This window comes from Corynebacterium faecium (genome assembly GCF_027257105.1).
Lineage (GTDB): Bacteria > Actinomycetota > Actinomycetes > Mycobacteriales > Mycobacteriaceae > Corynebacterium > Corynebacterium lehmanniae.
Genome location: NZ_JAPYJX010000007.1, coordinates 103,198 through 129,019, shown reverse-complemented (window position 1 = coordinate 129,019; position 25,822 = coordinate 103,198). Strand labels below are relative to the sequence as shown.

Sequence of the window (25,822 nt, the reverse complement as noted above, 5' to 3'; positions counted from 1 at the left end):
AAGGGAGCCTGGGCTCATGCGCGCATCGCGCAACGTATTTGTCGTCGCCGCAGTGATTGTGGTGCTGTCCTTGATCGGTCTGGGGATCTACCAGTGGCGTTCCGGCGAGACCGGGCTGCCGTCCGCGGACGGGCCGTTGGCGACCTCCGAGGCGCCTGAGGAACCCTCGGAGTCGCAGGCGGTGGAGCCGGACTGGTGCCCCGCGGTGGAGTTCGTCTCCGTGCCCGGCACCTGGGAGTCCGCGGCAGACGACGACCCGTTCGCGCCCGCGGCCAACCCGGCGAGCTTCATGCTCTCGATCACCCAGCCGCTGCAGCAGATGTACGACATCAACCATGTGCGTGTGTTCACGCTGCCGTACACAGCGCAGTTCAGGAACATCCAGACCGCGCACGGGCGCGCCGAGATGACGTACGACGACTCGCGCGCCGAGGGTACCGCGAAGCTGTCCGGCGAGCTGCGGTTTGTGGCGGAGACGTGCCCGTCGACGAAGTTCATCATCGCCGGGTTCTCCCAGGGGGCGGTGATTGTGGGTGACGTGGCGTCCAAGGTCGGCAACAGCGCGGGCCCGATCGACCCGGAGCGGCTGCTGGGCGCGGTGATGATCGCGGACGGCCGGCGTGAAAACGGCGTGGGCGTCAACCCGGGCGCCGAGGTCGGCGGCGTGGGCGCGGAAATTGTCATGCAGCCGCTGCAGGGGCTTGTGGACCGGGTCACCCCGGGCGCGACCATGACCGGCCCGCGTCCTGGCGGCTTCGGCCTGGTTGAGGACCGCGCGTTTGAGATCTGCGCGCCGGACGACACGGTCTGCGACGCGCCGAAGGGTGTGGGTAACGCCATCGACCGGGCTCACGCGCTCATTGCGGCGAACGGCAATCACGCCATGTACGCGACCAATCCGGCCGTCATCCCCGGGACCACCACGCCGGAATGGACTGTAGGTTGGGTCCAGAACGTGGTAGACAGTTTGTAGTCCAAAATCATTTTGTCCTGAAAAGGAGTTACGGGTATGGATCTTCAGCAGCTCATCGCGCAATTTTTCGACGATGACGGCCAAATCGCGCTCCCGGAGCACTTCACCCTCCCGAGCCTGAGCGAGACGATCTACCAGGCCCACCTGGCCACCGGCGGCGGCGACGCGGTGAACATCCGTGACTGGGACTTCACCTCCAACCCGGAAGGCGAGGCGCGCGAGTTCACCCGCACGCAGGTCAACACACGCATCAAGGCCGTCGCCGCGCGCCTCGCCCAGGTAGGCGAGCCGGGGGAACGCGTGGCGATTATGGCCCCGAACTCCGCCGAGTACCTCTTCGCCTTCATGGGCGCGCTGTACGCAGGCCTGGCTCCGGTGCCGCTGTACGACCCGAACGAGCCCGGCCATGAGGCCCACCTGCGCGCCGTGCTCGACGACGCCAACGCGCGGCTCGTGGTGACCAACTCCGCCGGCGCCCCTGCCGTGCGCGCCTACTTCGCCGACCGCCCGGCTGCCGAGCGCCCCCGCATTATCGCCGCGGACTCCCTGCCGGACACGCTCGCAGAGTCCTGGCAGCCCATCGCCCCGGTCGAGGGCGAGGACACCGCCGGCGCCATCTGCTTCTTGCAGTACACCTCCGGCTCCACCCGCAACCCGGCCGGCGTGATGATCACCAACGAAGCGCTGGTCACCGACGTACTTCAGATCAACGAGGCGCTGCGCTTCGAAGCGCCCATGCGCATCCCAACCTGGCTGCCGCAGCACCACGACATGGGCGTCATCGTCGCCGTGGTCGGCGTCGTGCTGGGCCAGGTGCTGGAGATCATGAGCCCGCGCGACTTCCTGCAGAACCCGAAGCGCTGGGTGGACATGCTTTCGCGGCGCGACGACGACCCGGCCGACGTGCACATTTACTCCTGCATCCCCAACTTCGCGCTGGATCTGGCCGCCCGCTACGCGGCGCCGGAGACCCCGGACCAGTACGACTTCTCCGGCGTGCACTGCATCCTCATCGGCTCCGAGTCCGTGACCAAGCCGGGCGTGGAGGCCTTCGTCGGCGCGTTCGGCGAGTCCGGCCTGGACCGCACGGTGCTGCGCCCCTCCTACGGCCTGGCGGAGGCCACACTGCTGGTGTCCACGGACCGCACCGAGGAGCGCCCGAAGTTCATTGAATTCGACCGCGAAGCACTCGCCGACGGCAAGGCCGTGCCCGCCGAAGGCGGCGTGCCCATGGCGTCCATCGGCCAGCCGGCGAAGTGGATGCACTTCGCCATCGTGGACACCGAGACCAAAAACGAGCTGCCCGAAGGCGAGATCGGCGAGATTTGGGTCAACGGCAACAACGTCGCCGCCGGCTACCTGGACCGCCCGGAGGAAACCGAGGCGACCTTCCGCAACACCATCGGAGCCACCATCCAGGACGGCCTGCCGAAGGACAACTGGTGCGCCACCGGCGACTTGGGCACCGTGCTGGACAACCACCTCTACCTCACCGGGCGCGTGAAAGACCTCGTCGTCGTGGCGGGCCGCAACCACTACCCGCAGGACATCGAGGCCACCGCGATGGAGGCCTCCGACCACGTGCGCAAGGACTCCGTCGCCGCGTTCGCGGTCCCGGGCGACGACGTGGAGCGGCTGATCATCCTCGCCGAGCGCGCCGACGGTGCCACTGAGGACGGCGACGCCGCCGCCGAGGACGCCATCCGCTCCGCCATCACCACCAACCACGGCATCTCGCCGGAGGTCGTGGAGTTCCGCGCGCCGGGCGGGGTGGCCCGCTCCACCGCAGGCAAGATCGCCCGCCGCGTCAACGCGAAGCAGTTCACCGAACGCGAACACGCTGCAGCGGAGTAACGAAAAGCCCGGATGGGCCGATACTCTGAACTGTTATGAACGAGCATCAACTGATCCAGTGGCTCACCAGTTGGGTCGAGGGCGCCACCGGCGTCGACTCGGTGGACCCGACCACGCCGCTCGAAACCTACGGCCTCGCATCCCGCGATGCGGTGATCCTCTCCGGCGAGCTGGAAAAGCTGCTCGGCCGCCGGGTCGACCCCACCGTCGCCTACCAGTATCCGACCATCACGGCGCTGGCACAGGCGCTCCTCGCGCAGAGGCAGGAAGCGCCGAAGGTTGAACGTCGAGAAGCAACGAGCTCCCACGACATCGCGATCGTGGGCTCCGCCGGGCGCTTCCCGGGCGCGAAGAACAACGACGAATTCTGGCAGATGCTTATCGACGGCCGCTCCGCCACCGGCCCGCTTCCCCCGCTCCGCTGGGACGAGTACCTGGGCGACCCGGTGGTGCGCACCAAGATGGCGGAGGAGAACACCGACGGCGGCTACATGGACGGCATCGCGTCCTTCGACCACGAGTTCTTCGGCATCTCCCCGCTCGAGGCGCAGAACATGGACCCGCAGCAGCGCATCATGCTCGAGATCGCGTGGGAGGCGCTCGAGGACGCCGGCCTGGCGCCCAGTGAGCTGCGCGGGGAGCCTGTGGGCGTGTTCGTGGGCTCGTCCAACAACGACTACGGCATGCTCATCGCCGCCGACCCGAACGAGGCGCACCCGTACGCGCTGACCGGCGCGTCCTCCGCCGTGATCCCGAACCGCATCTCGTACGCGTTCGACTTCCGCGGCCCCTCGATGAATGTGGACACCGCCTGCTCGTCGTCGCTGGTGTCGGTGCACCACGCGGTGCGCGCACTTCGCGACGGCGAGGCCGACGTCGCCCTGGCCGGCGGCGTGAACATCCTGGCAAACCCGTTCGCGACGCTGGCGTTTTCGGAGCTCGGCGTGATCTCGCCGACCGGGCGCATCCACGCCTTTTCCGACGACGCTGACGGCATCGTCCGCGCCGACGCCGCAGGTTTTGTGGTGCTCAAGCGCGTCGAGGACGCCGTGCGCGACGGCGACAACATCTTGGCCGTGATCAAGGGCTCGGCGACCAACTCCGACGGCCACTCCAACGGGCTAACCGCCCCGAACCCGGAGGCGCAGGTGGACGTTTTGCGCCGCGCCTACGCCGACGCCGGCGTGGACCCGCACCAGGTGGACCTGGTTGAGGCGCACGGCACCGGCACCATCCTCGGCGACCCGATCGAGGCCACCGCGCTGGGCGAGGTGCTCGGCCGCGGGCGCGAGGCTTACCAGCCGCTGCTGCTGGGCTCGGCGAAGTCCAACATCGGCCACTCCGAATCCGCCGCCGGCGTGGTGGCGCTGATCAAGGTGCTCGAGGCGCTCAAGCACGACACGATCCCGGAGTCCATCAACTTCGCCGCACCGAACCGCTACGTGGACTTCGACGCCGAACGCATCGAGGTTGTCCAGGACCCGCGCGAGTGGCCGCGCTACTCCGGCCGCCGCGTCGCCGGTATCTCCGGCTTCGGCTTCGGCGGCACGAACGCGCACGTGGTCGTGGCCGACTTCGACCCGGCAGACTATGACTTCGACGTGGTCGAGGACGAGCCCGCCTTCGAGGGCGTTTCCGTGGCGGCGCTGCCGGTGTCGGGGCTGTTGCCGTCGCGGCGCAAGGAGGCCGCCGGTGTGCTCGCGGACTTCCTCGAGGGCCGCGCGGACGCCGACCTGATCCCGGTCGCGCGCTCGCTGGCCAAGCGCAACCACGGCCGCTCCGCCGCCGTCGTGCAGGCGACCGGCGTCGAGGAGGCCGTGCGCCGCCTGCGCCAGGTCGCCGACGGCAAGATCGGCCCCGGCATCGCCGCTGCCGACGCGCCCACCCCGATGGGCCCCGTGTTCGTCTACTCCGGCTTCGGCTCCCAGCACCGCAAGATGGCCAAGGAGCTCATTGCCCGCTCCCCGCTGTTCGCGCGCCGCATGCGTGAGCTGGACGAGATGGTGAAGTTCCAGGCCGGCTGGTCCATGCTCGAGATCATCGAGAACGACGAGCTGACCTACGACACCGAAAACGGCCAGGTCACCATCACCGCCATCCAGATCGCCCAGACCGACCTGCTCGCCGCCGCCGGCATCACCCCGGCCGCCACGATGGGCATGTCCATGGGCGAGATCGCCGCGGCCTACGGCGCCGGCGGCCTGTCCGCCGAGGAATGCATCCTCGTCGCCACTGCGCGTGCCCGCCTCATGGGCGAGGGCGAAGCCATGATCGCCGGCACCGAGCAGGAAGGTGCGATGGCGGTGGTGGAGCTCTCCCGCGAGGAGTTGGCGGAGTTCGTCGAGAAGCATGAGCAGGCTCGCGGCGTGGAACCCGCCGTGTACGCGGGGCCCGGCATGACCACCGTCGGCGGGCCGGGCAAGGCCGTCGACTACGTGGTGGCAGCGCTCGAGGCCGAGGAGAAATTCGCGCGCAAGCTCAACGTGCGCGGCGCCGGCCACACCAGCGCCCTCGACCCGATCATGGGCGACCTCGCCGGCGAAATCGCAGGTCTTGACGCGCGGCCGTTGCGCGTACCGCTGTTTTCCTCCGTGGACCGCGGCGAGGTGTACCAGCCCGGCCAGATCGTCCACGACGACCAGTACTTCCTGCGCATGACCCGCCAGCCGGTGTACTTCCAAGACGCCACCGAGGCCGCGTTTGCCGCCGGCCACACCACGCTCGTGGAAATCACCCCGAACCCGGTGGCGCTGATGGGCATGATGAACACCGCGTTCGCCGCCGGCAAGCCAGAGGCGCAGCTGCTGTACACCACCAAGCGCAAGGTGGACGAACTGGAATCGCTGCTGGACCTGGCCGCGAAGCTGTACGTGGGCGGCATGGGCGTGGACTTCGGCGCGTTCTACGGTGCGGGCGACGTGGTCCAGGCGCCGAAGACCGTGTTTAAACAGGTGGACCACTGGACGCCGGCACGGCCGTCGTCGTCGCGCGCGTCGCTTTTGGGCTCGCGCGTGCGCCTGCCGGGCGGCGAGGTGGCGTTTTCCACCGCCGCCGACCAGATCTTCAGCCCGCACCAGCTCATCGAGTCCGCCGCCGCCGAGGTCTCGCCCGACGCGCGCGTGGTGGCCACCGAGGAGCACGGCTACCTGCCCGCGGACGGCGAGGTGACCACCATCGTCGCCTCCTCGCTCGGCGGGGTATCCATCAAGGTCTTCGATGGCGCAACACTGCTCGCGGAGGGCTTCGCCTCCACCATCGACCGCGCCCCGGTGCAGGGCGTCATGGAGCAACCGCTTGACGACGAACCTTCGGTGGACAACGCCCCCGAGGGAGACACCGAGACAGATGCCGTGCGTTGGGACCCCAACTCCGGCGAGTCGGTGGCGGACCGCCTGCGCGACATCGTCTCCGAGTCCATGGGCTACGACGCCGCGGACCTGCCCGACGAGCTGCCGCTGATCGACCTCGGCCTCGACTCCCTGATGGGCATGCGCATCAAAAACCGCGTGGAGAACGACTTCCAGATTCCGCCGCTGCAGGTGCAGACGCTTCGCGACGCCTCCGTCGCCGACGTGATCCGCATCGTCGAAGACGCCGTCGCCGGCAAGACGGACGCTCCGCAGCCGTTGGCCTACAACGACGAGGCGCGCGACCCGGCCGCGGCGGCCGAGAAGACCCAGGGTGTGGGCGTGGCCCCGCGTGACGCCTCCGAGCGCATGGTCTTCGGCGCTTGGGCCAAGTACGCGGGTGCGGCGGCGGCCGGTGTGACGTCGGAGTTGCCGTCGATTAGCAAGGAGCAGGCGGCCGAGATCGCCGCGCACCTGACCGAGCGCTCCGGCATCGACGTCACCGCGGACGACGTGCTCGGCGCCGAGACGCTCGAGCCGCTGGCGAACCTCGTGCGCGAGGGGCTGGAAACACCTGTGGACGGCAACATCCGCGTCTTCCGCGACGGCGACGCCGAGGTTTCCCCGGTGTTCGTGTTCCACCCGGCGGGCGGGTCGTCGTCGGTGTACGCGCCGCTCGCGCGGAGGCTTGGCGACGACGTGCCCGTCTACGGCGTCGAGCGCCTGGAAGGCTCCCTGGAGGAGCGCGCGGCGGAGTACGTCAAGGACATCGAGCGCATCGCCGACGGGCGCAAGGTCGTGCTCGCCGGCTGGTCGTTCGGCGGCGCGCTGGCCTATGAGGTTGCGCACCAGCTGGGCAACGACAAGATCGACTACATCGCGCTGTTGGACACCACCCAGCCGTCCGAGCCGATCCCCGACACGCTGGAAGAGACGAAGGCGCGCTGGGGCCGCTACGCCGCGTTTGCCAAGGAAACGTACGGCCTCGAGTTCGAAGTGCCCTACGAGCTGCTGGAGACCGCCGGCGAGGACGCGCTGCTGCAGATGCTCACCGAGTTCCTGGCCACCACCGACGCCTCCGAGCACGGCCTGGCCGCCGGTGTGCTCGAGCACCAGCGCGCGTCGTTTGTGGACAACCAGATCCTCAACCACCTGGACTTCACCCGCTGGGCGGATGTGAACGTGCCGGTGCTGCTGTTCCGCGCCGAGCGCATGCACGACGGCGCGATCCAGCTCGAGCCGAACTACGCGCACATCGACGAGGACGGCGGCTGGGGCGCTATCGTGGACGACCTGACCATCGTCCACCTGCCCGGCGACCACCTCGCGGTGGTGGACGAGCCGGCGGTGGGGATCGTCGGCAAGCACATGAACGCATGGATTGAGGGGAAGCGATGAGTACCGCAGACAAACTCGCCGGCCTGCGCGAACGCCTGGACAAGGCGCAGGACCCGGGCTCCGAGCGCTCCCGGAAGCGCCGCGACGACGCCGGGCGCACCACCCCGCGCCAGCGCATCGACGCGCTTCTCGACGAAGGCTCCTTCGTCGAAATCGGCGCGTTGGCCCGCACCCCCGGCGACCCGGACGCCGTCTACTCTGACGGCGTTGTCACCGGCTACGGGCGCATCGACGGCCGGCCCGTCGCCGTGTACGCCCACGACAAGACCGTCTACGGCGGGTCTGTCGGCGTGACGTTCGGGCGCAAGGTCACCGAGGTCATGGAGTTCGCCATCAAGATCTCCTGCCCGGTGATCGGCATCCAGGACTCCGGCGGCGCCCGCATCCAGGACGCGGTGACGTCGTTGGCCATGTACTCCGAGATTGCGAAGCGCCAGCTGCCTTTGTCGGGCCGTGTGCCGCAGATCTCCATCATGCTGGGCAAATCCGCCGGCGGCGCCGTCTACGCGCCGGTGACCACGGACTTCGTCGTGGCCGTCGACGGCGAGTCCGAGATGTACGTCACCGGCCCGAACGTGATCCGCGAGGTCACCGGGGAGGACATCACCTCCGCCGAGCTCGGCGGGGCGCGCGTGCAGGAGGCCGCCGGCAACATCCAGGCGGTTGTGGCGACGGAGGAGGACGCATTCGACTACGTCAAGGACCTGCTCGCGCACCTGCCGACGTCCACGTTCGACGCCGCGCCCGTCGTCGCCGCGCAGCCCGACGAGGAGCTCGACGACACCGCGCTAGACACCTTCATGCCCGACGATACCAACGCCGGCTACGACATGATGGACCTGCTCGTGCAACTCGGCGACGACGAGGACCTCGTCGAGGTCCAGTCCGGGTACGCCGAGAACCTCATCTGCGCATTCGGGCGTATCGACGGCCGCGCCGTCGGCTTCGTCGCCAACAACCCCATGTACGCCGCCGGCTGCATCGACGCGGACGCCGCCGACAAGGGCGCGCGCTTCATCCGCACCTGCGACGCCTACAACATCCCCATCGTTTACGTCGTGGACACCCCCGGCTACCTGCCGGGCGTGGAGCAGGAGCGCGAGGGCCTGATCCACCGCGGCGCGAAGTTCGCGTTCGCGGGCGTGGAGGCCACCGTGCCGAAGGTCACCCTGGTCGTGCGCAAGGCCTACGGCGGCGCGTACGCGGTGATGGGGTCGAAGAACCTCAATGGCGACATCAACCTGGCGTGGCCCACCGCCCAGATCGCGGTGATGGGTTCCGCGGCGGCGGTGGTGATGCTGCAGGGCAAGCAGCTCGCCGCCATCGAGGACCCGGCGCAGCGTGAAGCCATGAAGAAGATGTTCATGGACTTCTACGACCAGGAAATGACCTCGCCGTACGTCGCGGCGGAGCGCGGCTACATTGACCAGATGATTGAGCCTTCGCAGACCCGCATCGCTTTACGGCGAGCCCTGCGGCAGCTAGCCTCCAAGCAGGAATTCGACCTGCCTAAGAAACACACCATTAGTCCCCTCTAGTAAGGTTTCACCCCATGCTTTCTTCTACTCTTGACATCTTCGGCGACCTGATCAGCATGCTGGTCTGGTTCATCAATGGCATCCAGACCGGAAACCCGGCCTGGAACTTCGGCATCGGCTTCTAGGACTTCTTCACGAGCTTGGCTATACCGCGCCAGCCCAGCATGAGCAGTGCGGACATCACTGTGGCCACGATGATGAACGACCAGTGGGGGATCGCCTGATTGCGAACGCCCCAGATCACCAGGCCGGTGACCACGGTGACGATCCAGATGACCCCGCCCTTGTTTTCGCGGGAAATCAGCCAGCCGAGTGTGACGCCAAGGGCGAACGGCCACAGGGTGGACAGCCAGCCGGAGAAGTTGAACGGCATATCGTCGGACTGGTGCGCCGCGCGCGCCAGGAGGGCGAAGGCGGCGATGGCGACGTAGTCGGCGGCGATGGCGTAAGGCTTGGAGATAGTGTTGCGCATGATGGTCACTTTAGAACACTGAGTCGTTCCACCACCGGCGCTCCGGCGTGCCGGCGCGCGAGCCGTCGCTATCAAGCTTGATGCCCACGACCTGGTGCAGCTCGACGACGTCGTGTTCAAAGCCCCACTCCGAGCCCGCCATGTACATGCCCCACAGCTTTGCGGTGTTCATACCGACGAGCGAGACCGCCTCGTCCCAATTGACCTTGAGGTTTTCGCACCAGTCTCGCAGCGTGCGCATGTAGTCGAAGCGGATGTTCTCCTCGTGGAAGACCTCGAAGCCGTGGTCCTGCATCTCGTGGATGATCGTGCCGGAGCCGGTGAGCTCGCCGTCCGGGAAGATGTAGCGGTTGATGAAGTCGCCCTGCGGCGTCTTGTGGTTGTCTGGGTAAGTGATGCAGTGGTTGACCATCACGCCGCCCGGGCGCAGCTTGCCGGCGAGGAACTCGAAGTACGAGGCGTAGTTGTTCACCCCGATGTGCTCGAGCAGGCCGATTGAGGAGACGCCGTCGAAGCCGGTCTCGGTGACGTCGCGGTAATCGAGGAAGCGCACCTCCGCAAGCTCCTCGAGGCCCTCCTCTTTAATCTTCGCCTGCGCCCACTCTGCCTGTTCCTTTGACAGGGTGACACCGAGGGACTTCACGCCCTGGCGGGCGGCGTAGCGCACCATGGAGCCCCAGCCGCAGCCGACGTCGAGGTGCCTGTCGCCGGGCTTGAGGTTCATTTTCTCGAAGACGAGGCGGAACTTGTTTTCCTGCGCCTCGTCGAGGGTGGCGTCCGGGGTGGGGTAGTAGGCGCAGGTGTAGGCCATGGACTCGCCGAGGAACAGTTCATAGAAGTCGTTGCCCACGTCGTAGTGGGACGAAATGACCTGTGCGTCGCGCTCCTTCGAGTGTGGGGCGAGGCCCTGGCGGATGGTCCGCTCGAGCCAGGAGGCCTGTTCCGCCTCTGGAATGGGCTGGATTTGCAGCGCGCCCATGGAGCGCAGGGAGCGCGCGATGCGCACAAGTTCGCGCGGGTTCGGGCGCTTGTAATTGTGGTAGAGGGTGCGCATGTCGTCGAAGACGTCGTAGGGGTGCGCCAGGTGCGCGCCTTCAACAGTCAGACCGTCGGTGACCCAGGCGCGGGCGAGCCCGACATCGCCGGGGTGGGTGACGATGTACGACAGGCCCTCGGGGCTGTTCACCTTCACGGTGTGCCTGGCGTCTGCCGGGCCCGTCGAGGAGCCGTCGAAGGCTTCCCATTTGAACGGCGTGCCACCGGGGAAGAGGGTGTCGACGATATCTGCGACGGTCATGTGCATGGTCATTCTCCTACGCGTTTTCCACTGTTTTTTCGTAGAGGCCCGGGAAGCGCCGGTCCGGGTCGTACTGGGCCTTCATGCGCTCCGGTAGATCCCCGCCGTAGAGACGCTCGAACTCGGCGCGGTCGTAAAACGCCTCCGAGTACAGGGACTTATGCCCGCCGAGATCGGAGACCTTTCGCTCTATGACCCTGTTGAAGGCCCCCGGCTTCACCTCCGGGACGCCGGACCAGAAGCCGACGTTCACCCAGGTCGTCCCCGGCTCGAGGGGGTAGAGCGGCCACGGTGCCTGGTCATCGAGCCCAACGCCGGCGAGCGTATCGACGCCGTCCCGAAGCCGGATTGGACACAGCCAGACCGGCTCGATGTCGCTGGCCTTGAAGAACCAGTCGAGGAACTCGGCGACCTGTGTGTCCCGCACCTCGATGTCTTGCACAACTCGCTCAGTGCGCGGCAGGCCCTTCGGCTTTTTCAGGAACCGGTACTCGAGGTCGTACTTCTTGTCCAAGCCCACGAGCTTCCAATAGAACGCGCTGCGGCGCAGCTCGCGCGGCCAGAGTTTGCGCACCCTCGGGTGCTGGGCGCCGAAGGCTCGGGAGCACCAGAACCAGTCGGTGTCCCAGCGCCAGATGTAGTCGCGGACGGTGAGGAAGTCGTGGTGCACTCCGGACGGGTGCTGAAGCGAGCGGTAGTACACGGCATCGCGCGTGTAGTCGGACGTTCCCGGCGCTTGGCCCACCCGGAAGGCGCAGACTAGGTACTGCTCGGTGGGGGAGAACGCGACGGCGTCGAGGCCGTGCAGGGCGCGCCCGGCCCATTCTCCGGTGGCGGCAGCGTCGCCGAGGGCGTCCTGGAAGGCCGTGAGGTCGTTGTAGCGAATGTGCTGGAGCTCGACAAACGGCTCGACCTCCTCGAGCTCGATGGTGAGGCGCACCGCGTAGCCGAGTGAGCCGTAGGAGTTCGGGAACGCGCGGAAGAGCGCGACGTTTTCGTTGCGCGAGCAGGTGACGATGTCGCCGGTGCCCACGAGCACGTCCATCTCGAGCACGGACTCGTGCGGCAGACCGTTGCGGAAGGAGGTGGACTCCACGCCCATGCCGGAAACTGCGCCGCCGAGAGTAATAGTTTTTAGCTGCGGCACCACCAATGGCGCGAGGCCGTACGGCAGGGTGGCGTCGACGAGGTCCTCATAGGTGCACATACCCTGCACGTCGGCTGTTTTCGTCACCGGGTCGACGGCGATGACGCCGCGCAGGCCCTCGACATCGAGTCCGGCGCCGCCGGCGCTACGGGAGCGGAAGAGGTTCGACGTCTTCTTCGCCAGGCGCACCCGCTGGACGTCCGGTACCCGCTGGAAGCTTTCGAGGAGCGCGGCGACCCCCTCTTCGTGCGCGTGCCAGCCGACCGGCAAGACGCGTTCGAAATCCACGCTGCGACCGTAAAACATCCTGGAAACGCTCATGTAGTGCCACAATAGACCCAAGTTGCGCACCGTGCACGAGATAAAACGTCACGCAAGCTCAAACGGCTTCGCCAGCGGCCGGTCGCCCGACCATGAAGCCACGACCCGCGTATACCGCGGCGTAGACCACCCACCCGATAGCCGTGATGAGCAGGAACGACACCGCCCGGTACACCACCGTCGCCGCCGTGGCGTGGGCCAGCGGCAACCCGGCGGCGACCAGCATGCCCACCGCCACGGGCTCCACCGTGCCGAGCCCGCCGGGCGTGACCTGGGCCGAGCCGGCCAGCTTGGTCATGATGAATGCCAGGCACACCCCGGCAAGTGGCGCGCCCTGGCCGGACACGGCCCACACGGCGAAGACCATCGTGGCCAGGTCCAATAGCCGGTTCGCAAGAGAGAGCCCCGCCGCTGCGAAAAACGCCGGCGCGGAAATGCGGATCGCGGAGACCTGGTCGATCACGTCCACGACCCGCCCGCGCACCTTCTCCGGCAGAAACCGCACCCAGCGCTTCAGCACCGCAGGGTGGAGGGTCGCCCAGAACACCGCGCCGATCGTCGCCAGCGCCACTGCCAGCGACGCCACCAGCGACCACACGGACAGCTCCGCGCCCAAAAGCGCCACGGCGACCACGCCGATGAGCACCATCCACACCGTCGACAGCGCGCCTGAGACCACGAAGAACCAGCCGCACAACCCCACCGACGCGCCCCAGGACCGGTGCACCCTAAACGTCAGCCACGCCGACAGCGCGGGCCCGCCCGGCACCGTGGTGGACCAGGCGTTGGAGGCGAACACGATCGCGTTGGTGCGCGCCACCCCCGTAATCCGCCCTTCCACGTTGAGCAGGATCTGCATCACCCCGGACATCGCCGCCAGCGACAGCACCGCAGTGGCCACCGCGAGCAGCAGCGGGCCTGTCGACGCCGCGCCGACGGCCCTCCACGCCTCCCCGAAAAACGGCAGCTGGTCGCGCAACACCACCAGCACGACCACCATGATGGCCACGGGCGCGAGCCAGCGCAGCCACTGCCACCACGTCCTAGCGTTCAAGTTCCTTCTTCTTCAGCTGCTCCAGCGCCTGGCGTGCGCGGCGCTCCTCCAGGTCGCGTATGAGCTGGGTAAACGGCACCAGCGAGGCATCCTCGGACACCGACACTCCCGCGCGGCCGGGTTGGGTGTCGGGCACCATGTGGGCGATGGGGGTTTCGGTGCGCGGTGGCGTCGATAGGCTTGAGCCCTCCCCGAACGCGCCGGCCAGGCGCTTGACCCAGCGCGGCGCCCACCAGCTGTCCTCGCGCAGCAGGTGCATCACCGCAGGCACGAACAGCAGGCGGATCAGGGTGGCGTCGAGCGCAAGCGAGAAGATCATGCCGTAGGCGATGTACTTCATCATCACAATCTCGCTGAGCGCGAAGGCGGCGGCGACGACGATCATGATGAGCGCCGCGGCTGTGATGATACCGCCGGTGTGCGCGGTGCCGCGCTTGATCGCCTCGTCGGTGCTTTCGCCGTCCTGGCGCGCCTCCACCATGCGCGAGACCAGGAAGACCTCGTAGTCCGTGGACAGGCCGTAGAGGATGGAGATGATCAGCACCAGGATCGGGCTCATCAGCGGACCCGGGGTGAAGTTCAGCGCGCCGGCGCCGAGGCCGTCGACGAAGACGGCGGTGAGGAAGCCGAGCGTGGCGCCGATGCCGAGCACGTTCATGATCACGGCCTTCGCCGGCAGGATCACGGAGCCGAACACTAGCGCCATCAGCAGGAACGTGGCGATGACCATGTACAGCGCCATCCACGGCAGGCGTTTCAGCAGCGCCTCGATGGACTCGGTTTCCATCGCCGGGGTGCCTGCGACGTAGGTCTCGACGCCCTCGGGGGTGTCGATGTTTCGCAATTGCTTCACGACGTCCGCGCCCCCGGCCCTATCCGCCAACGGGGCGGAAAGCACCGTGGTGCCGTCCTGCGTGGCGTGCGCGGGTTTGAGCGGCACGGCCAGGCCCTCGACCTGGCGGGTCTGCATCACGATGTCCACCAGCTGCTGGTTGTCCGCGCCGGTGACCACGAGCTTGACCGGGTCGGTGCGGAAGGCGGGGAACTCCTCGTTGAACTCGTCCTGGGCCTGGCGGGTGGCCTGGCTCGGCGGCAGGTACGTCTCGTTGATGCCGCCGAACGTGATGCCCACGATCGGCACGGTGAGCAGGAGTAGCAGCGCCGCGCAGCCGACCACGACGGCCTTGGCGTGTCGCATCGCCCACGCCGGAATCTTGTACCACACGGTGTCTTCGAGGCGGCGTGCACGTCGAGAAGCTTTGCGCACCGACCACATGTCGATCTTGGGGCCAAGCATGCCGAACAGCGCCGGCAGCACCGCCACCGAGATCACGGCGGCGAGCAGTACCGCGCTCATCGCGCCGTAGGCCACGGATTTGAGGAAGGCCTGCGGGAACATCAGCAGACCGGACAGGGCCACGCCCACCATGAGCGCGGAGAAGAACACGGTCTTGCCGGCGGTGTTGGTGGTCACCGCCACCGCCTCCTCGACGTCCGCGCCGCGGTCCAGCTCCTCGCGGAACCGCGAGACCATGAACAGGCCGTAATCAATGGCCAGGCCCAGGCCAAGCAACGTGATGATGGACTGCGAGAAGATGTTCACCTGCTGGTACTGCGCCAACACCGACAGCAGCGACAGCGAACCGATGATGGACAAAATGCCCACGATCAGCGGCATCGCCGCCGCGACCACTCCGCCGAAGACGAACAACAGGATGACGGCGACGAACACCAGGCCGATCTTCTCGGCGCGGGCGATGTCGGCCGCCATGCCCTCGTCCAGCGCGTCGGCCACCGCGGTCGCGCCGGCGACCTGCACGGTCGCGCCCGGCAGCTCCATCGCCTCGAGCGCGGGCTTGATGGTGCGGAAATCCTTCAGCGTCTGCTCGCCGTCGCCCTTGAGCCCGATTGCCGCGAACGCCTTCGTGTGCTCGGCGTTGACCAGCTGCGGGTTGGGGCGTTCGAAATAGCTGGTGACGTGGGCGACCTCGTTGGGGAACTGGTCGCGCAGGGAACTCAGCTGGGCGTTGGCTTCATCGAGAAGCTCTTGCCTATCGATGCCCTCCGGCGAACTCACCAGCATGATCACATCGCCCGAATTGTCGCGGCCGAACGTCTCCTGCTCGATCGCGGCGGCCGTGGTCGAGTCCGCGCCCGGATCCTCCCAACCCTCCTGGGACAGGCGCTCGCCCAGCTTCGAGCCGAACAGCACCTGCATGGCCAGGATGAGCACGATGACCACCAGCGGAATGATCCGGCGGTGGCGGAACGCGAAACGGCCCCACTTGTAAAACATCTCCGGCCTCCTAGTCGCGGGTGTTGTGCAGCAGGGAGCGCAGCGGGCGGAACGGCTGCAGCCACGCGCCGCCGTCCGGCAGCCGGTCCAGGTTCACGCGCGGCAGCGGGTTCTGGAACACGCCCGGGATGTCCTCCAAGTCCACAAACTCCACGTCGGGGGAGTTCACCGCCCAGGAGGCGTGCTCGTGGAAACCGAGGACGGTCACCGGGATGCCGGCGTCGACCAGCTCGAGCAGCGGCTCCTGGAAGTTCTGCCCGTCAGCGGAGGCGACCACGACGCCCTGGAGTACGCCCTCGTCGCGGCGGCGCTGGATGTGGGCCAGCATGTCCTGGTCCACGTCCGAATCCTCGTCGCTCTTCGGCTTGGCAAACACCGCGAAACCGACGTTGCGCAGCGCTTCCACCCACGGGCGGATGGAATCCGCGCCTGCGGCGGCGACGTTGGTGAACACCGTCGCCTCCGGTTCGATGTCGCGGCCAAGCTCGTCGGCGCGGGCCTCGGCTTCGTCGATAAGCCAGCGCCCGATCGCGTCGAAGCGGGGACGGTGCGCCGCAGTCGGGCGTCCACCCAGGATCGCGCCGAGGCCCATGTCCAAGTTCGGCGCATCCCACACCAGCAGGTAGCTTTCCGGGCCGGCGGGTGCGCCTGGGGTGTACGGGTGCGACAGCGCTTGCAGATCCATGCTCACTTCTTCTCCCACAGGTACTCGCGGATCACGTGATCCTTGTCCAGGCCTTTGCCTTCGAACTTAGTGATCACCTGCCGGTCCGTGAGCAGCGGTGCCTCCTCCCACGGCCAGCCCTTGTACTCGAGGGAGGGCTCGACGTTCACGAGTTCGTCGATCCACTCGGCGTAATCCGCGTGGTCCGTGGCAACGTGCAGCACACCGCCCGGCTTCAAGCGAGTGGCAATGAGGTTCAGGGTGCCGGACTGGATGATGCGGCGCTTGTGGTGGCGCGCCTTCGGCCACGGGTCCGGGAAGAAGATGCGAACGCCGTCGAGGGACTCCTCGCCGAACATGCGGGCCAGCACCTCCACGCCGTCGCCGCGCACCATGCGGATGTTGTCGATGCCGCCGCGCACCACCGAGCCCAACAGCTTGGCCAGTCCAGGCTTGTACAGCTCCACGGCGATGATGTTCGTGTCCGCCTCCAGCGGCGCCATCGCGGCGGTGGAGGTGCCGGTGCCCGAGCCGATCTCGACGATGGTGGGGTGGCCGGAGCGGCCGAACCACTCGTCGACGTCGATGGGATCGTCCGAGCCCTCCGCCAGTACGCGGCCCAGGCGCGGCCAATGCTCGTCGAACAGGGCCTCCTGGTTTTCCGTCAACGTGCCGCGGCGGAAGGTCACGGAACCCAGGCGCGGGTAGTCCAGGCCGGTGTCGAACTCGGTTTGCAGCGGGCGGCCCGCCGGCAATTCGCCCGTTCCCGGACGCAAATTTTCAGTATTATTCATCAGATTTATTGTCCACATGAACAGGGCAAACGCAAGCTCCACGGGGCACCCCCGAAGGCGTCGTAAAGCGAAGGCTCAAGAACGGGCGGCGGGGGTAGGGCGTCACCCCCGCTTGCAGCAAAGGTCGTGCTCGGGCGGTCTGGTTATATCCAGTGGGCGCGGATTGGTCGGAACTTTTGGCCAGATGAACGCCCGTTTCGATACTCTTGTGACGCAACAACGATGAATTTCGCACGCGCACTGGCCATAACCAGTTGAACAAGGAGTACGTATGACCGCCGAAATCAAGCGCCTGGAGGGGACCAACCCCACCGACAACGAAAAGCTAATCGCTTGGATCAACGAGGCGGTCGAGCTCTTCCAGCCCGACAAGGTCGTCTTCGCCGACGGCTCCCAGGAAGAATGGGACCGCCTCACCGCCGAACTTGTCGAGGCAGGCACCCTGATCAAGCTCAACGAGGAAAAGCGCCCCAACTCCTTCCTCGCCCGCTCCAACCCGTCCGACGTGGCGCGCGTCGAATCCCGCACCTTCATCTCCACCGAGAACGAGGAAGACGCAGGTCCGACCAACAACTGGATGAAGCCGGCCGCGCTCAAGGAGGAGATGCTGGAGCACTTTACCGGCTCCATGCGCGGCCGCACCATGTACGTCGTGCCGTTCTGTATGGGCCCCATCTCCGACCCGGACCCGAAGCTTGGCGTCCAGCTGACCGACTCGGCCTACGTCGTGCTCTCCATGCGCATCATGACCCGCATGGGCACCCAGGCGCTGGAGAAGATCCAGGGCGAGAATTTCGTGCACTGCCTCCACTCCGTCGGCGCCCCGCTCGAGCCGGGCCAGGAAGATGCGGCGTGGCCGTGCAACGACACCAAGTACATCTCCCAGTTCCCGGAGACCAAGGAGATCTGGTCCTACGGCTCCGGCTACGGCGGCAACGCCATCCTGGCCAAGAAGTGCTACGCCCTGCGCATCGCGTCCGTAATGGCGAAGGAAGAGGGCTGGATGGCCGAGCACATGCTCATCCTCAAGCTCACCTCCCCGGAGGGCAAGGCCTACCACATCGCCGCCGCCTTCCCGTCCGCTTGCGGCAAGACCAACCTGGCCATGATCACCCCGACGCTCGACGGCTGGACCGCCGAGGTTGTCGGCGACGACATCGCCTGGATGCACCTGCGTGAGGACGGCCTGTACGCCGTGAACCCGGAAAACGGCTTCTTCGGCGTCGCGCCGGGCACCAACTACGCCTCTAACCCGATCGCCATGCGCAGCATGGAGCCGGGCAACATCCTGTTCACCAACGTCGCACTTACCGACGACGGCGACATCTGGTGGGAAGGCATGGACGGCGACAAGCCCGCCCACCTCATCGACTGGCGCGGCGAGGACTGGACGCCGGAATCCTCCTCCAAGGCCGCCCACCCGAACTCTCGCTACTGCGTGGCCATCGAGCAGTGCCCGGCCGCCGCACCGGAGTTCAACGACTGGCAGGGTGTGAAGATCGACGCCATCCTCTTCGGCGGCCGCCGCCCGGACACCGTGCCGCTGGTCACCCAGGCCCACAACTGGGAGCACGGCACCATGATCGGCGCGATGCTCTCCTCCGGCCAGACCGCCGCCTCCGCGGAGGCGAAGGTCGGCTCCCTGCGCCACGACCCGATGGCCATGCTGCCGTTCATGGGCTACAACGTGGGCGACTACTTCCAGCACTGGCTGGACATGGGCGAAAAGGGCGGCGACCGCATGCCGGAGATCTTCCTGGTCAACTGGTTCCGCCGCGGCGACGACGACCGCTTCCTGTGGCCGGGCTTCGGCGACAACTCGCGTGTGCTCAAGTGGGTCATCGACCGCATCGAGGGCAAGGTCGATGCCGACGAGACCGTGGTCGGCTACACCGCCCGCGCCGAAGACCTGGACCTGACCGGCCTGGACACCCCGATCGAGGACGTGCGCGAGGCTCTCACCGCCGACCCGGAGCTGTGGAAGGAAGACGTCGCGGACTCCCGCCGCTACCTCGAAGGCCTCGGATCCCGCGTGCCGCAGGAGATCTTCGACCAGCTGAAGAAGCTGGACGAGCGCATCCACGCTGCGACGAAGTAGACGCTTGAGTAGCACGGCAGTGATGTTGTATCGTTGCTGCTGGAGAACTTCAGACAGGATCTGTTGTTAATAAAGCTTAAGGCCTGCCGTTTGGCAGGCCTTTCGCTATTCTCATCGGGATGGCGGGGGAACTTGTAAGAAGCCTTAGCAGTGCTCGGATCCAAGCATATGAGGCTGATGTTGTAGCCCGAAGTGGGAGGGCTATAGCTGAGGTCGGTAGAGGCGAGATCGAGTCGCTGTACATCTGGCAGGTTTCAGTGGCGGCCGCTTGGTACGAGACAATCGCGTTGTTTGAGCCGCTTATGCGTAACCGCATCGATGTGGCGTTGAGGAAATGGAACGCGGATAACGGACGGACTATAGATTGGCTCGAGGATGCCGCCACGCCGCTACGGGTTTGGTTGGAAGGATGGCTAAAGACGGCCGGAGTGCAGCTGAGAAAGCAGCACGTCGGCGTGCCCCCTTGCTTCGGGCTTCACGGCGCACGAGAACCTATGGCGTTTTGCACTGCGAAAGGCATTTCCGGGACTTAGCCCCAAGTTCGTGGAAAACGCAAAGTACGCCTACGGCTTTACAGTTCCGCAAGAGGTGGAGGCCGCCTACGCTGTGGGGTGCAGCTTGGATGCCTTGCGCAAGCTCCGTAATCGAGTGAGTCATCAGGAGCAGATCCTTTATGTTGATCATGCGGCGCGTCTGAGTGAGATCTACGGCCTGACTCACGCTATGGCTCCCCAGTCGCTGGGAATGATGAAGCGGCTAGACCGTGTGCAGCGGACATTGGCTCTGAAGCCCCAGTACTAACCCTTGCGCAGCACGAGCACGAGGTTCGACACCGCGAACTCGCGCAGCAGCGGCACGCGGGTGACCCACCACGCCCACCACGGGTGGTAGCGGGGGAATGCGGCCGCGAGCTGGCCGGTGCCCTCCGCCCAGGCGAGGCCCTCGCCCGCGGAGACGGCGAACAAGCTCTCGCCGAAGATGTTCTTCGGGTCGCGGCCGTGCACTTTTGCGTATCGACGGCGCGCGTACTGCCCGCCGACGTAGTGCTGCCACAGACCCGTCTCGTGCCCGCCGAACGGCCCGAGCCACACCGTGTAGCTGAGCACCACCAGCCCGCCTGGCTTGGCCACGCGCAGCATCTCCTCGCCCATGGCCTGCCAATTCGGGATGTGTTCGGCCACGTTGGAGGAGTACACCACGTCGAAGGAATCGTCGGCGAAGGGCAGTGCGGCCCCGTCGCCGCGCACGGAGCCGAAGCCGGAGATCCCCGCCGCCGACAGTTCGGAGACGTTTGGTTCCAGGCCGATGTAGAAGCAGTCGGAGAAGGCGTCGGCGAAGTAGCCGGGCCCGCCGCCGACATCTAGCACTGACTGGCCGGTGACGGGGGTGCCCAGGAGGTCGTGCGAGAGGGCGTCGATAAGCGAACGCGTATCGCGGGCGAGCATGGAGTAGAAGATGCACGGGCGGAATTGTTCGTAGGAAAACGCGCGCAACAGCCGGAGCGAGCGGGAAAGGGTGGCCATCCGGCGGGTACGGTGCATAGGCATACCGTAGCAACCGTGCTACAGTGCGGTGCATGGCCACGCCGGGATACGACGAATCGCTAGTCGAGCGCAGGATATCGCAGCGCGAACTGCGCAACGACTCTGCGCGGATCCTGCGCGCGGTGCGGGCGGGGCACAGCTTCGTTGTCACCAACAACGGCGAGCCGGTGGGGCGACTTGTGCCTCTCGACGAGCCGAAGCCGCGGCTGGCCATCACACGGCCCGCCACCCGTGTCGGCGGTTGGCTGGACCTTCCGGTGGAGCCGGCGGATGGCGAGCCGTTGGCTGAGATGCTCGATGATATGCGCGAGGACCGCTTCTAGGATGCGGCGGGTGTATACGGATACGTCAGCCATCGCCTGCCTGCTGAAAGCGGAGCCGCACACGCACGCGATGCGGCTGTGGCTCGAGGCGGGGGAGTGCGAGGTGGTTTCGTCGGACTTGCTCGAGATTGAGCTGCGGCGGCTGGCGGTGCGCTTGGGCAGGCCCCAGGGAGAGGTCACGCTGATCCTGCGCGGCATTTCGCTTGCGGAACTGAACCGGGCGACGCTGCGCAGCGCGAGCATGCTGCCCATGCCGTACCTTCGAACGTTGGATGCGATCCATCTGCAGGCCGCGCTGGACTTGGAGGCCGATGCGATGCTCACCTATGACAGTCGCCTCGCTGACGCCTCGCGTGAAGTGGGACTCGAGGTTATCGCGCCATGAAGATACTGCTTTTGTGCTGGCGCGACTCCACCCACCCGCAAGGCGGCGGGTCGGAGCGCTATCTCGAGCGCGTCGGGGAGTACCTGGCGGCACAGGGCCACGAGGTGATTTACCGCACCTCAACGCACACGGACGCGCCGAGGCGCTCTCGCAGGAAAGGGGTGCGCTACGAGCGCGCCGGGGGAAAGTTCGGCGTGTACCTTGCGGCGCCGCTATCGATTTGGCGCAACCGGCCGGACGTGGTCGTGGACACGCAAAATGGCATCCCATTTTTTGCGCGGCTGTTCACGAGAAAGCCCGTGGTGCTGCTGACGCACCACTGCCACAAGGAGCAGTGGCCGGTGGCGGGCCCGCTGATCCGCCGCCTGGGGTGGTTCTTAGAGTCGCGGGTGGCGCCGAGGGTGTACCGGGGTGCGCAGTACGTGACGGTGTCGCAAGCCTCGAAGCGCGACCTGGTGGCGCTTGGGGTGCGTGAGGAGGACATCGAGATCGTGGAAAACGGCGTCGACCTGGTGCCGGCGCACACGCCTGTGCTTCACGACGACCAAAGGTTGCACCTGGTCACCCTCTCCCGCCTGGTGCCGCACAAGCGCATCGAGGAGGCTATCGACGCGGTGGCGGGGATGGATGGCGCCGTCCTGGATGTGGTCGGTTCCGGCTGGTGGGAGGACCAGTTGCGCGAGTACGCCGCCCCGCACGGCGACAAGGTGGTCTTCCACGGGCACGTCTCCGAGGCTTACAAGCACGCGCTGCTTGAGCGGGCCGCGGTGCACCTGCTGCCGTCGCGCAAGGAGGGCTGGGGGATCGCGGTGATCGAGGCGGCGCAGCACGGCGTGCCCACCGTGGCGTACGCGTCCGCAGGTGGGGTCGCCGACTCCATCCGCGACGGCGAGACTGGTCGGCTGGTGCATCCCGGCGAGGAGTTTGAGCAGGTTGTGGGGGAGACCCTTGGGCGTCGAGAAGCAATGGCTCCCGCGGCGCGCGAGTGGGCGGCGCGGTTCTCCTGGGAGGAGACCGGCCGGAGGTTCGCGATGATTATTGGAGCCCTAAAGTAGCTCAGTTGTCCAGTTGAGCTGCTGGATCTTTGTATCCAGCTCGCGGTAGGCCTTCGCGGCGCTGTCGGCCATGTCGCGCAGGGCTTTCACGTCCACGGCGGGGACGAAGCGGACCTCGGAGCGGGAATAGCGGGAGCCGGTCATGGTGCCGGCGTCGGCGACGGCGGCGTAGAGGCGGCGGGAGCGCAGCAGCGCGTCGCGGCGCGCGATGGCGTCGGTGAGCGTGGCGCCCTCGAAGGCGGTCTGCGCGTTGGTGTGGTTGATGCGGCGCACCAGCGTCTCAATCTCCTGCAGGAGTGCGGCCGCCTCCTCGAGCATGGCCGCTGGGTCCTCGACGGGTGTGTCGCCCTCCTGGATCATCGCGCCCTGCACCAGGCGTTCCTGCAGCTTGTTCAGGCGGTCCTGCGCCTCGGCGCGTCGCGCCAGTGCCTCTGCGAGCAGCATGAGTGCCTCCTTGTACGTTTCTGTCCCCGTTCCCAACCCTCGCGGATCCGCCCGGGGCACCCCCAACGTCGCGGTAGTAAACAGTGCTCGGTGCAACCCTGTGGTGGGGGTCGTGCCCGTGTGCGTCGTGCAGGCCGCATGCGTTGTGCGTGTGAGCGGAATCGAACCGCTTCAGCCCTGATACGGCCACAAGGCGCCATGAGTGCGCCCTTTTCCCCGGACGCGTGGGGTTGACGTTCGCTGGGTGCCGGCGAGCTTTCCGCTACCGACAGTTTCGATCTAACATAGCAAAACGCCCAGCCGCTGGGAAGGGCTGGGCGTTGGGGTTGTGCGGGTTTACGCCGCGGAGGGGAACAGCTCGCCGTCGCGGAGACGGTCGCGCATCTCGGCCTCGACGAGGACCGGGATGAAGTCCTCGATCACAGCGGAGTTGCGGTGGGTGCGCAGGACAGCATCGAACGCGTCGTTGATCTCGAGTGCGTCGAACTTGCCGGCGTACTCGGCGAGCAGGTCCTCGCGGATGTTGCGCAGTGCGCGCTCGCGGATGATGCTGAAGTCAATTGTGTTAGCCATGTTGTGTTCCTCCTTGCAGAAGCTGTATCTGCTCCTTTTCTAGGCTCAGGGTTACGCATGTACGTAACCTGTTGTTAACTTGGCGTTCACTTTAAGCGACGAAAAGTGAACGATGCAAGAGGGTCAATGATTGGAAGTTGTCATTAATTGGTCGGAGCCAACTAATTTTTAGAAATGTGCTGGTGAGGGGGTTCGGTGCGCTCCCGTGTGATTTCGGACACACTGTAGCAATGGCACCATGCACCACAGGGCGAACAACGCGATCCCGGCAGGCGGTAGTGGGCGCGCGGGCTCACCAGTCTCGGCCACGGAACCGTCGGCGCGCACCACCACACCGACGCCCAGCTCGCGCAGGCGTTCCTGGTCGTCCAAGGCAGCCTGCGCCGCCGTCCACCGCAGCGACGGCGGGTCCACCGCCACCCCGTCCACCGTCAGCGCGCCAGATTCGACGACGTTCATGGCTTTGGGGGTGGGGTCGACGACCGGATGGCCGTCGATAGGCACAAGCGCGGGGCGGGATTCGAAGAGGACGTCGCGGCCGCGGTGGTCGACAGCGGGGACCTCGATGGAGGTGGGGGTCAGCGCCGCGAGGGCGATCGGCGCGTCCGGGACCTGGAGCAGGGCGAACGCGGCGGCGGCGAGCGCGCGCCGGGGCTCGAGCGTGCCTGCGGCGGCGACGAAGGCGGGGATGGCGAGGACGAGCCACTTTTGGCCGTCGCGAAGCAGCCCGCCGCCGGGCAGATGTTGGATCAGCGGCGTGGTCAGGTCGGCCCAGGACGCCAACGCCACCGCGAACCCCAGCGCCGCCAGCAGCAGAAAACGGCGGGGCACCGACCGCCAAGCCAAAGCGAGCAGGGCGCACAGCGCCACCCCGAACAGCGCGAACCCGAGCTCGCGGGAGGCCGGCACCGCCTGCCCGTTCCAGATCCCGCCCAGGCCCAGCAGCGAGCCGAGGGTGCCGGCGTAGGCCTCTGCGCGGGGTGCGAACGCCGCGGCGGACGCGGCCGAGGACGTGCCGGGTGTGCTGGCAAACACACCCGCCACCACCCACGGCAGGCAGGTGCACACGCTGACCGCAACTCCGCGCCACCCGCGGGAAAAACACGCCGCCGCTAGCGCGCCGGTGGGGGTCAGCGACGCCAACCAGTGCGCCAGGCCCGACGCCGGCACACACCCCAACGCCACCAACGGCAGCAGCCACGCCGCCGCGGCCAGCGACCACTGCCCTTGCAGCAGCCGCTCCACCACGAACGGGTTCCACACCGCCACCGTCATCGCCGCCGCCTGCCCGAACGGGGTGCGCCCGAACCGGTGCCCGGCCCACGCGGCGCACCCGGCAGCGGCGACCATGAACACGCGCACGAACGCCACCGGCCACGGCAGGATCCCCAACAGCGCGTCCTGCGGCACATTGCGCGCGGCCAGATCACCCCAGCCGAGCGAGGCGCGGGTGAGCGCCATAGCATCGAACACCATCATGTCGCGCAGCGCGAACGCTTCGCCGGGCATAAGAAACGGCCAGGTCAGCGACAACACCAGTAGCGCGCCGTACGCGGGCGCCCACCAGCGGCTAACGGCGGCGCGCATACATCACCAGGCCCGCCACAAACGCCGCCGCGGCGACGACGCGGGTGACCACCGACATCACCTGCAGCCCCCGCAGCCACGCCACGTCGCGCCCCGCCGCCGACACCTGCGCCGCCTTGGTCTCCTCGGCCAGCACCCACTGGTCGGCGCCGCAGTCCCACACCTCGTCGACGATGCGGCCGGTGCGCCGCTCCGCATCCACGGTGCGCACGCAGCCGTCCGAAAGCGCCGCGGAGTACTTGTACGTGTCCAGCCCCCGCACCGAACCGGGGCCCAGGTAGTCCAACCCGACGTCGTCGCCGGAGGTGGAGTCGAACATCGGGTAGGTGCGCCGCTCCGGGCGGTAGGGCAAAAGCGGCCCCAGCCCGGCGCGCCCCTTCGCGGGAAAGGCGGTGGAGGGGTCGATGGGAAACGCGTCCACCTCTTCGCCGTCCAGCGTGACTACCGCGTCCAGGCTCTTCGGGGCCTTGGTGAGCTCGATGGTGCGGGTGCGGGGCGACGTGCCGTCGAAAAGCATGGTGTACTCGCCCGGATCCAGGGTGCGCTGCTGCGCAATCACGATGGGGGAGGCGAGGTTGAGCGCGCCGCACACGACGATGATGCCGAGGCAGGCGGCAAGTCGGCGTCGCAGGTTCACCCGTGTCACCCTACCGGGTGG

Annotated in this window: 21 protein-coding genes; 9 read left to right on the top strand and 12 right to left on the bottom strand. The window is 67.2% G+C overall.

Features of this window, described 5'->3' with window-relative positions; translation table 11 throughout:
• Nucleotides 1-16: 16 nt before the first annotated feature.
• Genes O5O53_RS09215 through O5O53_RS09200 form a run of 4 tightly spaced genes read left to right on the top strand, consistent with a single transcriptional unit; the run spans nt 17 to nt 9,110 of the window.
• Nucleotides 17-973 carry a cutinase family protein gene (locus O5O53_RS09215; RefSeq protein ID WP_269511571.1) on the top strand — a complete coding sequence of 319 codons (957 nt, stop codon included), beginning with the start codon at nt 17-19 and terminating at the stop codon, nt 971-973.
• A gap of 36 nt (nt 974-1,009) precedes the next feature.
• The gene (locus O5O53_RS09210) at nt 1,010-2,827 is read left to right on the top strand and encodes a FadD32-like long-chain-fatty-acid--AMP ligase (protein ID WP_269511569.1); all 1,818 of its coding nucleotides are present in this window, start codon (nt 1,010-1,012) and stop codon (nt 2,825-2,827) included.
• 35 nt (nt 2,828-2,862) lie between these two features.
• Entirely contained in the window at nt 2,863-7,572 is a 4,710-nt protein-coding gene (pks13, locus tag O5O53_RS09205; RefSeq protein WP_269511566.1) for a polyketide synthase Pks13, read from the top strand.
• Nucleotides 7,569-9,110: an acyl-CoA carboxylase subunit beta gene (locus O5O53_RS09200; RefSeq protein ID WP_269511564.1), complete on the top strand. Its 1,542-nt coding sequence runs from the start codon at nt 7,569-7,571 to the stop codon at nt 9,108-9,110. Before pks13 ends, O5O53_RS09200 begins: the two co-directional genes overlap by 4 nt.
• 121 nt (nt 9,111-9,231) lie before the next feature.
• Here O5O53_RS09200 and O5O53_RS09195 read toward each other — a convergent pair whose 3' ends face one another.
• Genes O5O53_RS09195 through trmB form a run of 7 tightly spaced genes read right to left on the bottom strand, consistent with a single transcriptional unit; the run spans nt 9,232 to nt 17,155 of the window.
• On the bottom strand, nt 9,232-9,582 hold the full coding sequence (locus O5O53_RS09195) for a DUF3054 domain-containing protein (protein WP_269511561.1): 351 nt from the start codon (nt 9,580-9,582) through the stop codon (nt 9,232-9,234).
• A gap of 10 nt (nt 9,583-9,592) precedes the next feature.
• Nucleotides 9,593-10,879 (bottom strand): SAM-dependent methyltransferase, encoded by a 1,287-nt coding sequence (locus O5O53_RS09190; RefSeq protein ID WP_269511558.1) that lies wholly within the window; start codon nt 10,877-10,879, stop codon nt 9,593-9,595.
• A gap of 16 nt (nt 10,880-10,895) precedes the next feature.
• Nucleotides 10,896-12,347, bottom strand: a complete 1,452-nt coding sequence (locus tag O5O53_RS09185) for an FAD-binding oxidoreductase (protein WP_269511555.1) — start codon at nt 12,345-12,347, stop codon at nt 10,896-10,898.
• A 58-nt stretch (nt 12,348-12,405) separates the two neighbouring features.
• Nucleotides 12,406-13,401 carry a lysylphosphatidylglycerol synthase transmembrane domain-containing protein gene (locus O5O53_RS09180; RefSeq protein ID WP_269511552.1) on the bottom strand — a complete coding sequence of 332 codons (996 nt, stop codon included), beginning with the start codon at nt 13,399-13,401 and terminating at the stop codon, nt 12,406-12,408.
• Nucleotides 13,391-15,697, bottom strand: a complete 2,307-nt coding sequence (locus O5O53_RS09175; RefSeq protein ID WP_269511549.1) for an MMPL family transporter — start codon at nt 15,695-15,697, stop codon at nt 13,391-13,393. Before O5O53_RS09175 ends, O5O53_RS09180 begins: the two co-directional genes overlap by 11 nt.
• A 10-nt stretch (nt 15,698-15,707) precedes the next feature.
• Entirely contained in the window at nt 15,708-16,382 is a 675-nt protein-coding gene (locus O5O53_RS09170; protein ID WP_239306160.1) for an NYN domain-containing protein, read from the bottom strand.
• Between the two features lie 2 nt (nt 16,383-16,384).
• Nucleotides 16,385-17,155: a tRNA (guanosine(46)-N7)-methyltransferase TrmB gene (gene trmB / locus O5O53_RS09165; protein ID WP_269511546.1), complete on the bottom strand. Its 771-nt coding sequence runs from the start codon at nt 17,153-17,155 to the stop codon at nt 16,385-16,387.
• Nucleotides 17,156-17,426: 271 nt separating this feature from the next.
• Between trmB and O5O53_RS09160 the strand changes: the two genes are divergently transcribed.
• Nucleotides 17,427-19,253 (top strand): phosphoenolpyruvate carboxykinase (GTP), encoded by a 1,827-nt coding sequence (locus O5O53_RS09160; protein ID WP_181889209.1) that lies wholly within the window; start codon nt 17,427-17,429, stop codon nt 19,251-19,253.
• Between the two features lie 543 nt (nt 19,254-19,796).
• Nucleotides 19,797-20,054 carry a hypothetical protein gene (locus tag O5O53_RS09155; protein WP_269511544.1) on the top strand — a complete coding sequence of 86 codons (258 nt, stop codon included), beginning with the start codon at nt 19,797-19,799 and terminating at the stop codon, nt 20,052-20,054.
• On the opposite strand, the gene O5O53_RS09150 is transcribed toward O5O53_RS09155, so the two are convergent.
• Nucleotides 20,051-20,794, bottom strand: a complete 744-nt coding sequence (locus O5O53_RS09150) for a class I SAM-dependent methyltransferase (protein ID WP_269511542.1) — start codon at nt 20,792-20,794, stop codon at nt 20,051-20,053. The genes O5O53_RS09155 and O5O53_RS09150 overlap by 4 nt on opposite strands.
• A gap of 35 nt (nt 20,795-20,829) precedes the next feature.
• Here O5O53_RS09150 and O5O53_RS09145 point away from each other — a divergent pair, with 35 nt between their 5' ends.
• The 3 genes from O5O53_RS09145 to O5O53_RS09135 are packed head-to-tail and all read left to right on the top strand — an operon-like array spanning nt 20,830 to nt 22,560.
• The gene (locus tag O5O53_RS09145) at nt 20,830-21,120 is read left to right on the top strand and encodes a type II toxin-antitoxin system Phd/YefM family antitoxin (protein ID WP_181889207.1); all 291 of its coding nucleotides are present in this window, start codon (nt 20,830-20,832) and stop codon (nt 21,118-21,120) included.
• 1 nt (nt 21,121) lies between these two features.
• Nucleotides 21,122-21,505 carry a type II toxin-antitoxin system VapC family toxin gene (locus O5O53_RS09140; protein ID WP_239306164.1) on the top strand — a complete coding sequence of 128 codons (384 nt, stop codon included), beginning with the start codon at nt 21,122-21,124 and terminating at the stop codon, nt 21,503-21,505.
• Entirely contained in the window at nt 21,502-22,560 is a 1,059-nt protein-coding gene (locus O5O53_RS09135; protein ID WP_269511539.1) for a glycosyltransferase family 4 protein, read from the top strand. Before O5O53_RS09140 ends, O5O53_RS09135 begins: the two co-directional genes overlap by 4 nt.
• Here the strand turns inward: O5O53_RS09135 and O5O53_RS09130 are convergent.
• The 4 genes from O5O53_RS09130 to O5O53_RS09115 form a co-directional block, all read right to left on the bottom strand.
• Nucleotides 22,552-23,004 (bottom strand): DIP1984 family protein, encoded by a 453-nt coding sequence (locus O5O53_RS09130; protein ID WP_239306166.1) that lies wholly within the window; start codon nt 23,002-23,004, stop codon nt 22,552-22,554. The genes O5O53_RS09135 and O5O53_RS09130 overlap by 9 nt on opposite strands.
• Before the next feature lie 336 nt (nt 23,005-23,340).
• Nucleotides 23,341-23,577: a three-helix bundle dimerization domain-containing protein gene (locus O5O53_RS09125; RefSeq protein ID WP_181889203.1), complete on the bottom strand. Its 237-nt coding sequence runs from the start codon at nt 23,575-23,577 to the stop codon at nt 23,341-23,343.
• A 168-nt stretch (nt 23,578-23,745) separates the two neighbouring features.
• Nucleotides 23,746-25,164, bottom strand: a complete 1,419-nt coding sequence (locus O5O53_RS09120; RefSeq protein WP_269511536.1) for an MmpA family trehalose lipid delivery protein — start codon at nt 25,162-25,164, stop codon at nt 23,746-23,748.
• Nucleotides 25,148-25,801, bottom strand: a complete 654-nt coding sequence (locus O5O53_RS09115) for a porin PorA family protein (RefSeq protein ID WP_269511534.1) — start codon at nt 25,799-25,801, stop codon at nt 25,148-25,150. Before O5O53_RS09115 ends, O5O53_RS09120 begins: the two co-directional genes overlap by 17 nt.
• Between the last annotated feature and the right edge of the window lie 21 nt (nt 25,802-25,822).

What these genes read in the sequence shown, in the direction of transcription:
- O5O53_RS09215 (WP_269511571.1), top strand. Translation starts at nt 17, where the DNA reads ATGCGCGCATCGCGCAACGTATTTGTCGTCGCCGCAGTGATTGTGGTG.
- O5O53_RS09210 (WP_269511569.1), top strand. Translation starts at nt 1,010, where the DNA reads ATGGATCTTCAGCAGCTCATCGCGCAATTTTTCGACGATGACGGCCAA.
- pks13 (WP_269511566.1), top strand. Translation starts at nt 2,863, where the DNA reads ATGAACGAGCATCAACTGATCCAGTGGCTCACCAGTTGGGTCGAGGGC.
- O5O53_RS09200 (WP_269511564.1), top strand. Translation starts at nt 7,569, where the DNA reads ATGAGTACCGCAGACAAACTCGCCGGCCTGCGCGAACGCCTGGACAAG.
- O5O53_RS09195 (WP_269511561.1), bottom strand. Translation starts at nt 9,582, where the DNA reads ATGCGCAACACTATCTCCAAGCCTTACGCCATCGCCGCCGACTACGTC.
- O5O53_RS09190 (WP_269511558.1), bottom strand. Translation starts at nt 10,879, where the DNA reads ATGACCGTCGCAGATATCGTCGACACCCTCTTCCCCGGTGGCACGCCG.
- O5O53_RS09185 (WP_269511555.1), bottom strand. Translation starts at nt 12,347, where the DNA reads ATGAGCGTTTCCAGGATGTTTTACGGTCGCAGCGTGGATTTCGAACGC.
- O5O53_RS09175 (WP_269511549.1), bottom strand. Translation starts at nt 15,697, where the DNA reads ATGTTTTACAAGTGGGGCCGTTTCGCGTTCCGCCACCGCCGGATCATT.
- O5O53_RS09170 (WP_239306160.1), bottom strand. Translation starts at nt 16,382, where the DNA reads ATGGATCTGCAAGCGCTGTCGCACCCGTACACCCCAGGCGCACCCGCC.
- trmB (WP_269511546.1), bottom strand. Translation starts at nt 17,155, where the DNA reads ATGAATAATACTGAAAATTTGCGTCCGGGAACGGGCGAATTGCCGGCG.
- O5O53_RS09160 (WP_181889209.1), top strand. Translation starts at nt 17,427, where the DNA reads ATGACCGCCGAAATCAAGCGCCTGGAGGGGACCAACCCCACCGACAAC.
- O5O53_RS09150 (WP_269511542.1), bottom strand. Translation starts at nt 20,794, where the DNA reads ATGCACCGTACCCGCCGGATGGCCACCCTTTCCCGCTCGCTCCGGCTG.
- O5O53_RS09145 (WP_181889207.1), top strand. Translation starts at nt 20,830, where the DNA reads ATGGCCACGCCGGGATACGACGAATCGCTAGTCGAGCGCAGGATATCG.
- O5O53_RS09140 (WP_239306164.1), top strand. Translation starts at nt 21,122, where the DNA reads ATGCGGCGGGTGTATACGGATACGTCAGCCATCGCCTGCCTGCTGAAA.
- O5O53_RS09135 (WP_269511539.1), top strand. Translation starts at nt 21,502, where the DNA reads ATGAAGATACTGCTTTTGTGCTGGCGCGACTCCACCCACCCGCAAGGC.
- O5O53_RS09130 (WP_239306166.1), bottom strand. Translation starts at nt 23,004, where the DNA reads ATGCTGCTCGCAGAGGCACTGGCGCGACGCGCCGAGGCGCAGGACCGC.
- O5O53_RS09125 (WP_181889203.1), bottom strand. Translation starts at nt 23,577, where the DNA reads ATGGCTAACACAATTGACTTCAGCATCATCCGCGAGCGCGCACTGCGC.
- O5O53_RS09120 (WP_269511536.1), bottom strand. Translation starts at nt 25,164, where the DNA reads ATGCGCGCCGCCGTTAGCCGCTGGTGGGCGCCCGCGTACGGCGCGCTA.